Genomic DNA, 16,228 nt, shown 5'->3' on the forward strand with positions numbered 1-16,228 from the left:
TGGGAAGGATGACCATCGCGCTGCGGGACACGTTCGTCCGTGACCTCCCCGAACTCGCGGTGCGATGGCAGGCCGAGGACGCGCCGAACCCGACGCTGCTGGTGCTCAACGAGACGCTCGCCGCTGAACTGGGTCTGGACGCGGCGTGGCTGCGCAGTCGCGAAGGGGTGCGTCTGCTCGCGGGCACCGCGGTTCCGGCCGACGCCACCCCGGTGGCACAGGCCTACGCGGGTCACCAGTTCGGCGGATTCGTCCCGCGTCTGGGTGACGGACGGGCGCTACTCCTCGGCGAACTCGTCGACGCCGCCGGACAGACGCGCGACCTCCATCTGAAGGGGTCGGGACGCACGCCGTTCGCGCGCGGCGGCGACGGCCTGGCCGCGGTCGGACCGATGATGCGCGAGTTCGTCATCAGTGAGGCGATGCACGCGCTCGGCATTCCGACCACGCGGTCGCTGTCGGTGGTGGCGACCGGCCGGCCGGTGTACCGCGAGACCGAGCTGCCCGGCGCCGTCCTGGCCCGGGTGGCGGCCAGCCACTTGCGTGTCGGCAGCTTCGAGTACGCGTCGCTGGTCGCCCGCCAGACCAAGGACGTCGGAGTGCTGCGCCGGCTCGCCGACTACGCGATCGGGCGTCATCACCCGGCCTGTGCGGATGCGGCGCAGCCCTACCGGGCGCTGCTCGAGGCGGTCATCGACGTACAGGCGGACCTGGTGGCGCGGTGGATGCTGGTCGGCTTCATCCACGGCGTCATGAACACCGACAACATGACGATCTCGGGCGAGACGATCGACTACGGCCCGTGCGCGTTCATGGAGGCGTTCGATCCGCAGACGGTGTTCAGCTCCATCGACCACGGCGGCCGCTACGCCTACGGCAATCAGCCGGGCATCGCCCTGTGGAACCTCGCGCGCTTCGCGGAGGCCCTGCTGCCGCTGCTCGACGACGATGTCGACACCGCGGTGAGCCAGGCCGAGCAGTCGCTGGGCCTTTTCCGTGACCGGTACCAGAGCCGGTGGGATGCGGGCATGCGCGCGAAGCTCGGGCTCGCCGACGCCCCGGCTGAGGCGGCCGATGCGCTGACCCAGGAGCTGCTCGTCCAGATGCAGAACAGCGGAGTCGACCACACGTCGTTCTACCGGCAGCTGGCCGAGGCGGCCCGCGGGGACGCCGAACCGGTACGCGGCGAGTTCATCGACCTCGCCGCCTTCGACGCGTGGCTCGCCCGCTGGCGCGAACTCGGCCCCGATCCGGCGGCCATGGACGCGGTGAACCCGCTCTACATCCCCCGCAACCATCTGGTGGAAGAGGCGCTGGCCGCCGCCACCGACGGCGACCTGGGGCCGGCGGAATCGTTGCTCGATGCGGTGCGCGCGCCGTACGTGCAGCGACCGGGTCTCGAGCGCTACGCGGAGCCGGGCAGGCAGGAGTTCTCCGCCACGTTCCGAACATTCTGTGGGACCTGATCACACCGCGTACCGTGACGGGGTGAGCGCGACTAGCAAGAGGCTCGGTCTGCAGGACCTGCTGTTCATCTACGGGGAAACACCCAGTTCGAAGATGCACGTGGCCGGCTTGCTGCCGTTCACGCCGCCGCCAGACGCGACGGTCGAATACCTCCGGGAGATGATCGCCGAGGCGCGCCGCCAAGAGGTGATGCGGCCGTGGAACCTCAAGCTCGCCCATCCACGGCTGCAGTACAGCCCGCTGCACAGCTGGGTCGAGGACAAGGACTTCGACTTCGACTACCACGTGCGCCGATCGGCGTTGGCCAGCCCTGGTGACGAACGCGAGCTCGGCGTCCTGGTCTCCCGGCTGCACAGCAACCATCTCGATCTGACCCGCCCACCGTGGGAGCTGCACGTCATCGAGGGCCTCGAAGGCGGCCGGTTCGCGCTGTACATGAAGATCCACCACGCGCTGGTCGACGGGTACAGCGCGATGCGCATGCTCGCCCGCAGCATGTCCACCGACCCCGAGTCGCGCGACACCCGGATGTTCTTCAACGTGCCGCTGCCCGAACGCACGCGGCCGCTCGCCAGCACCGAAACCGTGAACCCGATCGCCGCGACGTTGCGGGCGCTGGGCGGGATCTCGTCGACGGTGACCGGCGGTGTGAGTTCGGCGGTGGACCTGGCGACGGCGGTGGTCAACACCCAGATTCGCCGTGACGGTGACTACGCCCAGATCCCGGGGTCGGCCTCGGCGCCGCACAGCATCCTCAACGCACGGATCAGCCGCAATCGGCGCTTCGCGACGCAGCAGTACGACTTCGACCGCCTCAAGAAGCTGAGCTCACAGCACGGCGCGACGATCAACGACGTGGCGCTGGCCATCCTCGGCGGCGGCCTGCGCAAGTTCCTGTCGGAGATCGACGAGCTGCCCGATCGCTCGTTGATCGCGTTCCTCCCCGTCAACGTCCGCCCCAAAGGTGACGAGGGCGGCGGCAACGCCGTCGGCGCGATCCTCGCCCCGATGGGCACCCACATCGCCGATCCGGTCGAGCGTCTGAACGTCATCACCGCCGCGACGGGAGCGGCCAAGGCGCAGCTGCAGAACATGTCACCGGCAGCGATCATCGCCTACAGTGCGGCGCTGCTCGCACCGGCGGGCACCCAGATCGCCGGCGCGCTGACCGGTGTCCAGGCGCCGTGGCCCTACACGTTCAACCTGTGCGTCTCGAACGTGCCGGGTCCGCGGGAACCGTTGTGGTTCAACGGTTCTCGACTGGAAGCGACCTACCCGGTGTCCATCCCGATCCATGGCATGGCGCTGAACATCACGCTGCAGAGCTACGCCGACACCCTGAACATCGGGTTCGTCGGCTGCCGCGACCGGCTGCCGCACCTGCAGCGCCTGGCCGTCTACAGCGGCGAGGCGCTGGCCGAACTCGAGAAGGCCTCCGAGGACTGATCGCTCCCACGAGAGTCACCTCGGCAAGACCTGTCATCGCCTCGCCGCACTCAGGCGGCTTCGTTGTCCGGTGGCGCGGGCCCGCCGGGTTCCGACGGGTCGGCTGTCTCCTGTGTGGGCTCGTCATCCTCCGGGCGCAGCAAGCGTTCGGGGGTGTGGTGGGTGTTGATCCGGGTTTGGCCGGTGTCGAGGTTCGGTGGTGGGGTCCATTCGACGTCGTGGCGGGGGCTCATCGATGTGGTCCAGCCGCCGGGAGCGACGGCGCGGTTATCCGGTGGGCAGGCCAGGCCGAGGTCGTCGATGTTGGTCAGCCCGCCCTCGGCCCAATCTTGGGTGACGTGGTGGACCTGGCAGCCATACGCGCCGACGGGGCAGCCGGGTTTGCTGCAGCCGCCGTCGCGGGCGATCAGCATGACCCTTTGCGCCGCCGAGGCGGTGCGGCGAGCCCGGAACAGGTCCAGCGCTGACCCGGTGGCGCGGTCGAACACCGCCAGATAGTGGCTCGAGTGGGAACCCATGCGGATCACGTCTTTGATGGGCAGCCGGGTGCCGCCGCCCGTCGTCCCGATCCCGGCGCGGGATTCCAAGTCCTGCAGGGTGGTACGCACGATCACCGTCACCGGTAACCCATTCAGCTGACCCAACTCGCCGCTCATCAGGGCGATCCGGCCCACCGCGACCAGCGCATCATGCTGGCGTTGGGCCAGGCTGCGGTGATCGTTGTCGATCTGCGCCTGCGTCGGTGTCCCCGAGACGCACGGCTCGTTATCGTCGGGGTTGCACATGCCCGGGGCGGCGTATTTGGCGAAGATCGCCTCCCACACCGCCGCCGCCTCCGGGGTCAGGTCGGCCCGCCACTGCGTCATGCCGTCGCGACGTTGCGGGCTCTTGGTCAACCCCCGCTTGCGGGTGCGGTCGGCGTCGTCGGGTTCGGGCCCGTCCTGATCGAGCAGGAACAACTCCAACTCTGCGGCGTCGCGGGTGGCCTTCGGACCGGCACCACGGGCGATGCGCACCACCTCAGCCTCGAACTGCTCCCGCGTGGCCACGTCGACAAAGCTCGGGAGGTCGTCGACCGCTTTACGGATCACCTCCACATGTTCGCGGGTGATCCGCCCCTCGGCTTGCGCGGCCGCGGTCGCCGGCAGCACCGGGGGTAGCGGCTCTCCGGTCATCGACTGCCGCGGCGCCAACAGCGCCGCCTCACTCAACCGGCGGTTCGCCTCCGAACCACTGATCCGGTAGCGGATCGCCAGCACGTCTTTCCAATTCTTCGCCCCCATCTGCACCGCAGATGTCTCCACCTGCAACCGGGCCAACGCCCGATGCTGGGCCGCGGGCAGCCGGCAGCCCGCGTTTTCGAGCTCGTCGAGCAGCTCCACCACCTCGCCAGCAGTGGACCGATCGAGGCCGCAGGCCAGCACAGCATCGACCGCAGCGCGTAACCCCGCGACCACCCGCTGTACCTCCGACATGATTCGAACATACATTCGATCACCGACAATTTCGGCTGCACCGACTACGGTTTACCTGTGGCCAATCCGACCTTGCATGAATTGACACTGCCCAACGGCCTGACCGCCGACGAGGCACGTGCCGAAGCCGACCGCGCCTACGAGCTCGACCGCGCCCACGTGTTCCATTCGTGGTCGGCTCAGGCCGAGATCACCCCGATGACGATCACCGCGTCGGAGGGCTGCCACGTCTGGGACGGCCAGGGCAACCGGCTGCTCGACTTCTCCTCGATGCTGGTCAACACCAACATCGGCCACCAGCACCCCAAGGTCGTCGCCGCGATCGCCGAACAGGCCGCCAAGCTGTGCACCGTCGCACCCCAGCACGCCAACGCCGCGCGCTCCGAAGCCGCGCGGTTGGTCGCCGAGCGCACCCCGGGTGAGCTGAACAAGATCTTCTTTACCAACGGCGGCGCCGACGCCGTCGAGCACGCGGTCCGCATGGCCCGTCTGCACACCGGTCGGTACAAGGTGCTCTCGCGCTACCGCTCGTACCACGGCGGCACCGAGACCGCGATCAACCTGACCGGCGACCCGCGCCGTTGGCCCAACGACCACGGCAACGCCGGAACCGTGCACTTCTTCGGCCCCTTCCTCTATCGCTCGCAGTTCCACGCCACCACCGAGGAGGAGGAGTCCGAGCGCGCACTGGCGCATCTGCGCGACATCATCCGGATGGAGGGCCCGTCCACGATCGCCGCGATCATCCTCGAGTCGATCCCCGGCACCGCGGGCATCATGGTGCCGCCGCCCGGCTACCTCGCCGGCGTGCGGGCCCTGTGCGATGAGTACGGCATCGTCTACATCGCCGACGAGGTGATGTCGGGCTTCGGCCGTAGCGGAAAGTGGTTCGCCATCGACCATTTCGACGTCGTGCCCGATCTGCTGACGTTCGCCAAGGGCGTCAACTCCGGCTACGTGCCGCTCGGCGGGGTGGCGATCAGCCCGCACATCGCCGAGACGTTCGCCCACCGCGCCTACCCCGGCGGGCTCACCTACTCCGGCCATCCGCTCGCGACAGCCGCCGCAGTCGCGACCATCACCGCGATGGCCGAAGAAGGCATCGTCGAGAACGCGGCCCGGATCGGCACCGAGGTTCTCGGACCGGCGCTGCGCGACGTCGCGGCGCGGCACCCCAGCGTCGGCGAGGTGCGTGGCGCGGGCGTGTTCTGGGCCGTCGAACTCGTCGCCGACCAAACCACCCGCGAACCCTTGGCCCCGTACGGAAGTTCCAGCGCTGCAATGAATTCGGTGATCGCCGAATGCAAGAAGCTCGGGCTGCTGCCGTTCGCCAACTACAACCGCATCCACGTCGTCCCGCCGTGCATCATCGGCGAGGACCTGGCACGCGAAGGTGTGGCACTGCTCGACAAGGCTCTCGACGTCGCCGACGCTTCTCTCGGATGACGTCGCGCTGGGCTAATCCCCCAGCTCGCCGCTGATTCCGCGTTCCAGTGCATGGCGGGCACGCTCGGGTAACACCAGCAGCCCGTCCAGTTCCCGCTGGGCCAACCGGTAGGCCCGCTCGCGCTCCTGCGGCGTGGCGGCAGCATCGGCAGCGACGCGAAGCAGCCGTTGCGCGCGCAGCAGCCGGTCCTGCTCGTCGGCGGTGAACGCGGCCCGTTTGCGGCGCCGCGCTTCGGCTTCGGCGATGTCGAATGCGGTCGCGTATTCGCCGACCGCCTCGATGTAGGCCCTCAGCGAATCGCGGTCTTCGAGCAGATCGCCGATGTCGGCGGGCCGCAGGAAATCGGCGCGCAGCTTCGCCCGGTGGAAGCGTTCGGTGAGGGGATCGCTCAGGTCGGTCATCAACGGGAAGTCCAGCAGCGTGGCCGCATCGAGTTCGTACTCCAGCCACCGGGTGTCAGTGCGGTCGTGCTGTTCGACGGTTCGCAGGACCGTGCGCCGCTGAGCCGCAGTCGCAGGACGCGCCGCGGCCGGCGCGGGCAATTCCGCGTCGCGCTGCCGTCTCGTGGCGACGATGCCGCGGTACGTCGCGTAGCCCACACCGACCAGCGGCACGAGCACCACCAGCAGCTCGAGCAACCGGAAGATCAGACCCATCCCGCCAGAATGCCATCAACTCGTGGTTTCGATTCTGCAGCGATCGGGCAACTAGTTAGCCATGCGACACAAGACACTGAATCTAGGTTCCTTGATCTTCGCGGGCGCGGCGGCGACTGCAATCGCAACTGCGCCCCTGACTTTCGCGCAGCCGGCACCGCCGCCGTGCTTCAACCCGGACGGCACCCCGTGCGCGTCGATCGGCACAGCAGGCCCCGGCGGCGCGAGCGGCGCGATCCCGGGCGGTCCCGGCGGCGAGGCCGGACCCGGTGGGGTCAGCGGTGCGACCAACCCCGGTGGCGTGGCCGGTGCAGCCGGCCCTGACGGTGCCAGCGGCGCGATCCCCGGCGGCCCCTCGGGCGTCGCCGGACCCGGCGGTGCCAGCGGCTCGACCAACCCCGGCGGCGTCGGCGGCTCTGCCGGACCCGGCGGAGTATCCGGATGCATCCCCGGAGTGGGCTGCGCCTCCATCCCCGTCGGCTGACACTCGACCGACAACTGACCACCGAACACAGCCGGACCCGTGGCGCGGGTCCGGCTTTTCGGTGCCTGTCCAGCGGCTAGCGTGGCCGGCATGCGCCTGGTGATCAAGAACGTGCGGATCTTCGACGGACTGTCCGACCAGACCACCGACGGGCACGTGCTCATCGAGGGCCGCACGATCACCGCGGTCGACCGGTCACCCATCGCCGAGACCGACGGCACGACCGTGATCGACGGCGCGGGGCACACCCTGATGCCCGGCATGATCGACGCGCACGCTCACCTCGTCGGGATGGCCAACTCGCTGCTGGACCTCGCGATGGGCTCGCAGACCCTGCTGGCCGCCAAGACTTTGGTGGGCGCCCGGGACACTCTGCTGCGCGGCTTCACCACAGTGCGCGACATGGCCGGCGACACCGCGGGCATCAAGACGGTGACCGATGCCCGACCGGAGCTGGGCCCGCGCATCTACCCCAGCCAGGCCGCAATCTCGCAGACCGGCGGTCACGGCGACTTCAGTTTCGTCTACGAACGTCCGACCGCACTGGGCGGCAACGAGTCCCGCGGAGAACAGATCGGTTTCATGCGGGTCGCCGACGGGCCCGAACGCGTCCTGGCCGCGGTGCGCGAACAACTGAAGCTCGGCGCCAGCCAGATCAAACTGATGGTCGGCGGCGGCGCGGCGTCGCTCTACGACCCGCTCTACACCGTCCAGTTCACCCCGGCCGAACTGCGCGCCGCCGTGCAGGCCGCCGAGGACTACGGCACCTACGTCGCCACGCACGTCTACAACGTCCTCGGCATCCGACGGGCCGTCGAGGCCGGGGTGAAGTCCATCGAGCACGGCCACCTCGCTGATGAACCGACCATCGCGATGCTCGCCGAGCGCGAGGTGTGGCTGTCCACGCAGCCGTTCGCCGAACACGACCACACGTTCGCGAACCCGGCCAGCGCGCAGAAGAACCGCGAGATCTGCGCGGGCACCGATCGGCTCTTCGGCTGGGCCGCCACACATGGTGTGCGGCTGGCCTGGGGTACCGACCTCCTGTTCGAGCCCGAGCACGCCGATCTACAGAGCGCGATGGTGGTGCGACTCGGCGAGTACATGAGCGCCGTCGACGCGCTCAAACTCGTCACGTCGGGCAACGCCGCACTCCTGCGGCTGGCCGGCGATCGCGATCCCTACCGATCGGCACGCCTCGGTGAGATCACCGCCGGTGCATGGGCCGACGTGCTGTTGGTCGACGGCGATCCGACTGCAGACCTGTCCGTGCTCGGCGATCCCGCGACGAATCTGCCCGTGATCGTCAAGGACGGCGCGATCGTGAAGGGACATCCGGCATGACGGATCTGACCGGGCGGGCCGTCATCGTGACCGGCGCCGCTCGCGGTGTCGGCAAGGGCATCGCGAGGGCGCTCACCGCACGCGGCGCCGGGGTGCTGCTGGTCGACCGCGATGAGGAGCTGTTGAGCACGACGGCGGCGGAATTGGGCGGCGGCCAGGTCGCCTCGGTGACCATGGACCTCCGCGAGGACGACGCCGCCGAGCGCATCGTGGCGGCGGCCGTCGACACTTTCGGTTCGGTGCACGGCCTGGTCAACAACGCTATCGCGACCAACGAGCCCAAGGCTTTTCACGAGATCACCCGGGAGGACTATGACCTCGTGTTCGACGTGGGACCACGTGCCACGTTCGCCCTGATGCAGGCCGTGTACCCGGTGTTCGTCGGCAACGGCGGAGGCAGCATCGTCAACCTCGGCTCGGGGTCGGGCACCCAGGGCCTCTCCCGGTTCGGCGCCTATGGGGCGGCGAAGGAAGCCATCCGAGGCATGTCGAAAGTCGCGGCGCTGGAATGGGGCCGGCACCGCATCTGGGTGAACGTGGTGTGCCCCTATGCCGAAACCGAGAGCATCAGGGCGTGGCGGGACATGGACCCGCAGACCTACGAGCGCACTGTGCGCGCCGTGCCTCTGGGCCGCCTCGGCGACGTGGCGACCGACATCGGCCCCGTGGTGTGCTTCCTACTCGGTGACGACGCAGCGTTCGTCACCGGTCAGACGCTCATGGCCGACGGTGGATCGGCTGGTTTCCGCTGACCCTGGTCACGCAGTACGCCGCGAGAACCCGTGCCAGCGGCGCGACTTCGGCAAGGTCGGCATGCCCGTCGTGTGAATAGATCTCCATCAGATAGCTCGTCTCGCCGGCGGGGATGCCGACGCCGAGCACTGCCTGGTAGCCCAGCTCGCGAAGGAGCGCGACCTCGTCGGGATCGGCGGACTCCATGCCGACGGCGGCCACGAAGGTCGTGCCGTCGGCGATCGCGCGCGCCGTGGCCGGGTAATCCTCGAGGGAGTAGTTCGGCGGGCCGAAGTCGACGAGAACGATCAGTCCCGCCTCACGCTTGCGCACACTCGACACGTTGTTCACCATCCGCAGCGCCGACCCGCCGCCAACGGTCTCCGAGATCGCCCAGGCCGCGGCATCCACAGCCTGAGCGAGCGCAACGGCCAGCGCCTCCAGGGCCTGGGCGAGCGTCAGCGCGGGCTGGTCGTCGAGCATGCGCACCAGATCGGAGGCCAATCGGTCGACAGCGCGCCGCGGGCCGGAGCGGCGGTCCCACCCGTCGATGTCGCGTGCATCCAGCGGCGCACCGGTGCTGTAGCGCGCCGGGCCTTGCCGCTTGGCGTGCAGCAGCGCGGCGTCGGCGGCCGCCAGCAACTCGCCGGCGCTGCGGACGCCGGGCCCCGCCACCGCGGCGCCCCAACACAGGCTGACTTCGCGATCAACGACATCGTGCAGCGCGCGGGTGGCATCGGTGGCGAACACCTGAGCTGAGGCCAGGGTCGCATCGGGCAGCACGATGCAGAACTCGTCGCCACCCAGGCGCGCGGCGATGGCGCCGTCGACGGTCGCGGCCAGCCCACCCAGAACGGCGGCGACGTCGCGCAGCAGCTGATCGCCCGCCGGGTGTCCGTCGCGGTCGTTGATGCGCTTGAAGCCGTCCAGATCGCACAGGATCGCGACGGGAGACGATCTCTCCCAATCCAATTCGGCGAATCGCTGGTCGACCGCGCGGCGGTTGGCGATGCCGGTGAGTGGATCCTGCAGCGCGTATCCCCACACCGTGTTCAACGTCTCGGACCGGTTGATCGCCACGGTGATGTACGCGGCGATGGCCGAGAGCAGCTGCGCGTCCCCGAGGTCGAACCGTCGGCCGCCGTCGCCCGAAGCCCAGATCTCGCCCCACATGGCGTCGCCGCTCATGATCGGCACGGCGATCTCGCTCTCCTTGCCGATTTTCTGCAACCACTCGGTGCAGTACGGAGGGCAGTCGGGCTCGTCGAGGGCGTTGATGTACGGGCGGCCGTGCAGCAGCAACTCCGAGATGTGCGGATCGGCGGACACCGGGTAGAACTCGTCGGTGGGCCATCGGCTCTCGTCGGGGCCGATGTCGCCGACGTTGATCATCGTGCGCAGCTGTGCGAGGTCGGCCTCCCAGCGGCTGATCGACAGCGATGACCCGCGCAGTGCGGCGAGCGCCTGCTCGGCAATCACCTCGAGGGCATCGTCGAACGCGTCGGCCCGTGCGACCGCCTCGGCGATGCGCAGCAGCGACTGCAGCACGCGCAGGTCAGCAGGGGCGCCGGAGAACGGCAACTCTGCCGCCGTGCCACCGTCCATGTGCCGCGCACCCGTCTATCCCCACCATTCGCGCTGACAGCGCGGAGGCTGATGCTACCGGCGGAACCTGTGCACCGTCATTTCTTACGCACACAGGTAACCTGCCCAGCTGTGCAACCGATACCCGTCATCGCACTGACCGGTTATCTCGGCGCCGGGAAGACGACGTTGCTCAACCATGTGCTGCGTGCCCCGGACGCACGAATCGGCGTGGTGATCAACGACTTCGGTGAGCTCAATGTCGACGCAGGACTGGTCACCGGCCAGGTCGACGAGCCCGCGTCGATCGCCGGCGGATGCATCTGCTGCCTGCCCGACGAGGGCGGTCTCGACGTGGCGCTGGCCCGGCTGGCTGATCCCCGTCTGCGGCTGGACGCGATCATCGTGGAGGCCAGCGGCCTGGCCGAGCCGGTGGCGATCGCCCGCATCATCCGATTCAGCGGTGTCGACGGAATCCGGTCGGGCGGCGTGGTCGACGTGCTGGATGCGGTGACGCACTTCGACACCGTCGATCGGGACGCCGCCCCGCCGGCGCGGTACGGCGCCGCCACTCTGGTGGTGGTCAACAAGCTCGACCAGGTCGCCGACGCGGAGGCGACGCTGCGGCGCGTGACCGAGCGGGTGCGCGAGAACAACCCCCATGCCCAGGTCGTGGGCGCCACGGCCGGGCGGATCGACCCGGCGCTGCTGTTCGACGTGGCCGCCGACGAACAGGTGGGGCAGTTGACGTTCCAGGAGTTGCTGAAGGGCGGCGAGCACCAGCAGGAATCTCCGCACGCGCACACTCACGCGGATTCCGTGACCGTGCTGAGCGAGGGCTGTGTGGACCCCGGCGCCGTGCTGGACCTGCTCGAGGAACCACCGGCCGGGGTGTATCGGATGAAGGGCACGATCGCCGTCCGGTTCCGCGGCGCGGTGCGCCGCTACGTGGTGAACGTCGTCGGCGCGTCGGTCCACGTCGCACCCGCCAAGGCAGACGCCGACGCGAACAACCTCGTCGCGATCGGCATGCACCTGGACACCGACGTTGTGCGCGCCGCGGTGTCATCCGCGCTGGCACCCAGTACCGGAACCGCGGCGGCGCCGGACATCCGGCGGCTGCAACGCTACCGCCGACTCAGCATCTGACACCTAGGCTGGGTTGGTGCCAGAACGTCCGTCACCCGAACTGAACGTGCTCGGTGAGCCACTCGACCCCTGCGGCACCGAACCGCTGACCGGGTTCTATCGCGACGGCTGCTGCAGCACCGGCGATCAGGACCTCGGTCTGCACACCATCTGCGCCGTCGTGACGGCGGAGTTCCTCGCCCATCAGCGGTCGATCGGCAATGACCTCGGCACACCGATGCCCGCCTACCGGTTTCCCGGCCTCGTGCCTGGCGACCGCTGGTGCGTGACGGCGCGTAATTGGCTGCGGGCACACCAGGACGGGCAGGCCTGCCCCGTCGTGCTGGCGTCGACGCACGAACGCACCCTCGACATCGTTGCGCTGGAGGTGCTGGCGTCCTACGCCGTCGACGTCCCCGACGACCCGGCAGGGCTCTAGACGCGAACTCGGGTTAGCGTCGGTCATGGCTTCGGTGTTGACGGTGAACACGGCGACTGCACCCATCGATCTGGGCGAACTGCGTACCGGGATCGACAAGCGGCCCAGTGCCGACCCCTTGGCGGTCAGCGCACCGGGGCCGGCGAAAGCGGGGCCGGGCAGCGGCGTCGCCGGGGATTCCATCATCAACCGGCGCTACCACGGCGGCGACGATCAGGCGGTGTACGCCTACGCCCGTGAGGATCTGGACCGTTGGGAGCGTGACCTGGGCCGCGAATTGACCAACGGGGTGTTCGGCGAGAACCTGACCACGGCCGACGTCGACGTGACCGGCGCCCTGGTCGGTGAGCGGTGGGCGGTCGGCTCGGACGGGCTTCTGCTCGAGGTGACCAGCCCCCGGACTCCGTGCCGCACGTTCGCCAGCTGGATGGGCGTCCGCGGATGGATGAAGACGTTCACCACCGCCGCGTTGCCCGGTGCCTACTTCCGCGTCATCGCTCCCGGAACCGTCCGCGCCGGGGACGGGGTCGAGGTGGTCTCGCGGCCCGACCACGACGTCACGGTCGGCGTCGTGTTCCGCGCCCTGATGAGCGAGCCGGACCTGCTCCCGCGTCTGGCCGTCGCGGATGCACTGCCGGCCAAGATCAAGCGACAGGTGGCCAAACGTACCGGTGTGAGCTGAGTCCCAATCGGCGCTTCGATCCGGCGATACGGTTTTGCCCGCCGCGGCAGCCGGGAACGCACATCTTGCGCCGACACTGTCGATGACGACACCTCCCTCGGCGCGAACCCCGATCCCGAGGAGCTGTATTTCCTGTGGACGAAGTGACTTTCGCGCCTGCGACCCATCTGGCCACCGCCGCAGCGTGGGTGGCCGGCGCTGTCGGGCTGGCCTATGCGCTCGGGCTGTCGTTGTCCTGGCTGCTCCTGCGGCTGGGTCGGCGCAGCCGCGTGCTGCATGACGTCGCCGACCTGACGCGGCGGCCGCTGCGGGCGACCCTGGTGGTCATCGCCGCATCAGCGGCGGTGCGGCGTGTCTCCGACGGGCAGGCCGGCTGGCGCGGCTGGCTGGACCACACGCTGGTGATCGCGTTGATCGGTACGGTCACCTGGTTGGTGGCGAGTCTGCTGGTGGTGGCCGAACGGCAGGTGATCGATCGGTTCGCCGGCGGCGACACCGGGCTGACCGATGCGGACCGGCACCGGCGCAAGATCCGCACCCAGGTCACCACGCTGCGCCGGCTCGCCGTGGCGGTCGTGGTGGTGCTCGGTGCGGCCGCGGCGTTGATGACGTTTCCGTCGTTCAGCGACATCGGCAAGACGGTGTTCGCCTCTGCCGGCGTGCTGACCGTGGTCGCTGGCCTGGCGGCCCAGACCTCGCTGGGCTCGGTGTTCGCGGGCATCCAGATCGCCTTTTCCGACGCGATTCGCGTCGGCGACGTGGTGGTGCTGGAAGAGGAATGGGGGCGCATCGAGGAGATCACGCTGACCTACGTCGTCGTGCACCTGTGGGACGAGCGTCGGCTGGTCCTGCCGTGCACCTACTTCACCACGACGCCGTTCCAGAACTGGACCCGCAACGCCACCCAGCTGTTGGGCACCGCGGAACTCGACGTCGATTTCACCGTGCCGTTCGACGCGATGCGCGCCGAACTGGACCGGCTGTTGCGGGCCAACGAGAAATGGGACGGACGTGTGGGTGTCCTGCAGGTCACCGACGCCGTCGAGGGTGTCGTGCGGGTGCGGATGCTGGTCAGTGCGTCCAACGCGGCGCAGCTGTTCGACCTGCGGTGCGATGTGCGCGAAGGCATGGTGGCGTGGCTCCAGCGCACCAACCCGGGGGCTCTGCCGTGCCGGCGCATCGAGCACCAGACCTCCACCGACCGCGTCGACACCTACGACGGCGGGTATCCCGATGCACCGCAAGCAGATTCGGGCCTCTTCAGCGGCAGCGCGGACGCCGACCGGCGTGGCCGCGCGTTCGAGAAGACCGGCTAGCTCGACAGGCCCGATGTGATGGGCGTGACCGTGGTGCTGTTGTCCGCCCTCGAGCCCATCGTCAGGTATGGCGTGCCGTCCGCACCGACCACGACGCCGTAGACGTATGTGCCCGGGGTGTAAGGGATGTCGAGAACTTTGGTCACGCCCGACGTGGAGAGGGCGTACACCGCGCCGCCGCTCTGACCGTAGTCCACGACGTAGCCCGTGCCGTCGGGGGCGAACACCAGGACTTTCGTGCTGTCGACCAGGATCGGGTCGGCGAGCGTCAGGCTGGCACCCGTAGCGCCGAGTGCGTCGAAGCCGGTGATCCTGACCCCGCTGAAGTTCGCGGAATTCGCCCTGGTCAAGAGGTAACCCGTTCCGTCGGGCGCGAACTGGACGTCGACGAAGTTCGGGGTGCCCCCGTTGGGCACCGTGGGCGTCAGCGCGTCGTTGGCCAGGGACAGGACCTGGGTGGCCAACGTATTGGGGGGCAGGGTGCCGGCGGGGTACCTCACCATCGCATAGGGCGTGCCGTCGGGACCGAAGAACACCGGGCCGTCGACGGTGGCACCCTGCGGGAGGTCGACGGTTCGCGCCACCGTCCCGTCGGCGGCCAGGACAGCGACATGGTCTGTGCCGTCGGCGGAGTACCTGACGTAGCCGAACTCGTCGGCATGCGGACCCTCGCCGATCGCCTGGACGAACCCGGGGTCGGCGGGCGTCGTGCTGGGCAGGACGATCGTCGTGCGGTTCCCCGCGGCGTCGAAGACGGCGACCGCGGTGGTGTCCGCGGCGGGGTCGACGAGCGGGACGTACACGGCTCCCGCCGGCGTCACCTGGAACCCGGTCAACGCGGAGATACGACCGTCGATGGGCGCGAGGGTGTCGATGTCGGTTCGGGTGAGCTTGGAGATGTAGGTGGTGCCGTCGACACCGTTGTCCTTGGCTCCGGGATAGGTGTGCGTCTCGAGGTAGACGCCGTCGTCGGTCACCACGGTGACTCCCGCCAACCCCGCCAGGGTGCGCACACTGCTCGAGGTGCCGTTGACGGTGTACAGCCGGGTGGTCTTGCTGCCGAACAGTCGGACGTCGGCGGTCAGATACAGCGTCCCGTCCGGGCCGAGCACCGGCTCGCCGAGCGCGGAGGCCGAATTGGGGACGAAGATCGTTTTCGACTTCCCGGCGGTGTCGAAGGAACGCAGCGTCGAGCTTCCGAAGCCGCTCGACAGCAGGTAGGCGGTACCGTCCTCGGCCAGCGTCAACGAGGTGCGGGGCGGCAGCGACCGCACGGTGTCGTCGGGTGAGATCCGGACGAAGCGGTACTCGTACGTGCCGTAAGGGATGAAGGGCACGGTGATGGAGGTTCGCGTGTACACCGACCCGTCCGCGCCCACGGTGAGACCACCTGCTCCACCGGTAAGACGTGCGACGGTGGTGATCCCACCCTGATCGTCGATGGCCACGATGGTCGACCGGTTCTTCAGCCCGCCGTTTACCGTGGAGACGAGCAGTGTGCCGTCCGGCCGCGCGGCGATCGAGTCGACGCGCGTACTCGCCGTCCCGCCCGGTAGATAGCCCGTGGTGGTGACGACATTGCCGTCGCTGTCGAGAATGCTGACCCGGGTGCCCGTGTCGTCGGAGGTGACCTGGTAGAGGGTTCCGTCCGCGCCGACCACCACCGGGCCGTACGGTCGACCAGGGATGGACACAGGTGCGGCATCTGCGGCCGCGGTGTGGGAGGTGCTGGTCTGCGGGCCGGCGGGCGTGAGGTCACGGCCTTCGGAGAGCTGGCGTCGTACGTTGCCGAGCATCGTCCACAGCAGCGGTGCAGCGGCCGGAGCATCCGGTTCGTTCGGACGCTGCGCAGGGGCATGCGGGGTGAACAGCGACCGCAACACCGTCGCCACCGGCGCGGGGCCGGTCACATCCGCCACGGCGGGTGGATCAGCCGATTCCGGCAAACTCCGGAACGGCGCGCGCCGAGGAGATCGCAGTGGCGTCGCATCGTCACGGTCAGAGGTGACTTCCGGCGCTTCTTCGACC

At 69.1% G+C, this 16,228-nt stretch carries 14 protein-coding genes; 10 read left to right on the forward strand and 4 right to left on the reverse strand.

Features of this window, described 5'->3' with window-relative positions:
• The first annotated feature begins 8 nt into the window (after positions 1-8).
• Both ACZ50N_RS25935 and ACZ50N_RS25940 read left to right on the forward strand, forming a co-directional pair.
• Positions 9-1,466 (forward strand): protein adenylyltransferase SelO, encoded by a 1,458-nt coding sequence (locus tag ACZ50N_RS25935; RefSeq protein ID WP_464474136.1) that lies wholly within the window; start codon positions 9-11, stop codon positions 1,464-1,466.
• A gap of 22 nt (positions 1,467-1,488) precedes the next feature.
• Positions 1,489-2,913: a WS/DGAT/MGAT family O-acyltransferase gene (locus ACZ50N_RS25940; protein ID WP_464469164.1), complete on the forward strand. Its 1,425-nt coding sequence runs from the start codon at positions 1,489-1,491 to the stop codon at positions 2,911-2,913.
• A gap of 50 nt (positions 2,914-2,963) precedes the next feature.
• Here the strand turns inward: ACZ50N_RS25940 and ACZ50N_RS25945 are convergent, their stop codons facing one another.
• A complete protein-coding gene (locus ACZ50N_RS25945; protein ID WP_464474137.1) occupies positions 2,964-4,403 on the reverse strand; it encodes an HNH endonuclease signature motif containing protein in 1,440 nt (479 codons plus the stop codon).
• A gap of 42 nt (positions 4,404-4,445) precedes the next feature.
• Here ACZ50N_RS25945 and ACZ50N_RS25950 point away from each other — a divergent pair, with 42 nt between their 5' ends.
• Positions 4,446-5,834 (forward strand): aspartate aminotransferase family protein, encoded by a 1,389-nt coding sequence (locus tag ACZ50N_RS25950; protein ID WP_464474138.1) that lies wholly within the window; start codon positions 4,446-4,448, stop codon positions 5,832-5,834.
• A 12-nt stretch (positions 5,835-5,846) separates the two neighbouring features.
• Here the strand turns inward: ACZ50N_RS25950 and ACZ50N_RS25955 are convergent, their stop codons facing one another.
• Complete coding sequence (locus ACZ50N_RS25955; protein WP_046365979.1) at positions 5,847-6,491, reverse strand: hypothetical protein; 645 nt, start codon at positions 6,489-6,491, stop codon at positions 5,847-5,849.
• A 61-nt stretch (positions 6,492-6,552) separates the two neighbouring features.
• Between ACZ50N_RS25955 and ACZ50N_RS25960 the strand changes: the two genes are divergently transcribed.
• The 3 genes from ACZ50N_RS25960 (at position 6,553) to ACZ50N_RS25970 (ending at position 9,071) form a co-directional block, all read left to right on the forward strand.
• A complete protein-coding gene (locus ACZ50N_RS25960) occupies positions 6,553-6,975 on the forward strand; it encodes a hypothetical protein (RefSeq protein ID WP_464469167.1) in 423 nt (140 codons plus the stop codon).
• Positions 6,976-7,065: 90 nt separating this feature from the next.
• Entirely contained in the window at positions 7,066-8,319 is a 1,254-nt protein-coding gene (locus ACZ50N_RS25965) for a metal-dependent hydrolase family protein (protein WP_464474139.1), read from the forward strand.
• Positions 8,316-9,071: an SDR family NAD(P)-dependent oxidoreductase gene (locus ACZ50N_RS25970; protein WP_464474140.1), complete on the forward strand. Its 756-nt coding sequence runs from the start codon at positions 8,316-8,318 to the stop codon at positions 9,069-9,071. Before ACZ50N_RS25965 ends, ACZ50N_RS25970 begins: the two co-directional genes overlap by 4 nt.
• On the opposite strand, the gene ACZ50N_RS25975 is transcribed toward ACZ50N_RS25970, so the two are convergent.
• On the reverse strand, positions 9,037-10,656 hold the full coding sequence (locus tag ACZ50N_RS25975) for a diguanylate cyclase domain-containing protein (protein WP_464474141.1): 1,620 nt from the start codon (positions 10,654-10,656) through the stop codon (positions 9,037-9,039). The genes ACZ50N_RS25970 and ACZ50N_RS25975 overlap by 35 nt on opposite strands.
• A gap of 111 nt (positions 10,657-10,767) precedes the next feature.
• Between ACZ50N_RS25975 and ACZ50N_RS25980 the strand changes: the two genes are divergently transcribed.
• From ACZ50N_RS25980 to ACZ50N_RS25995, 4 genes are all read left to right on the forward strand, one after another.
• A complete protein-coding gene (locus tag ACZ50N_RS25980; RefSeq protein WP_464474142.1) occupies positions 10,768-11,784 on the forward strand; it encodes a CobW family GTP-binding protein in 1,017 nt (338 codons plus the stop codon).
• Between the two features lie 16 nt (positions 11,785-11,800).
• Entirely contained in the window at positions 11,801-12,202 is a 402-nt protein-coding gene (locus tag ACZ50N_RS25985) for a DUF2237 family protein (protein ID WP_048425017.1), read from the forward strand.
• A 25-nt stretch (positions 12,203-12,227) separates the two neighbouring features.
• On the forward strand, positions 12,228-12,884 hold the full coding sequence (locus tag ACZ50N_RS25990; protein WP_464474143.1) for an MOSC domain-containing protein: 657 nt from the start codon (positions 12,228-12,230) through the stop codon (positions 12,882-12,884).
• Positions 12,885-13,018: 134 nt separating this feature from the next.
• Positions 13,019-14,200 (forward strand): mechanosensitive ion channel family protein, encoded by a 1,182-nt coding sequence (locus ACZ50N_RS25995; RefSeq protein WP_277243214.1) that lies wholly within the window; start codon positions 13,019-13,021, stop codon positions 14,198-14,200.
• Here the strand turns inward: ACZ50N_RS25995 and ACZ50N_RS26000 are convergent.
• Positions 14,197-16,119 (reverse strand): hypothetical protein, encoded by a 1,923-nt coding sequence (locus ACZ50N_RS26000; RefSeq protein WP_464474144.1) that lies wholly within the window; start codon positions 16,117-16,119, stop codon positions 14,197-14,199. The two genes, ACZ50N_RS25995 and ACZ50N_RS26000, sit on opposite strands and share 4 nt — an antisense overlap.
• Positions 16,120-16,228: the final 109 nt, after the last annotated feature.

Source organism: Mycolicibacterium obuense (assembly GCF_055397605.1).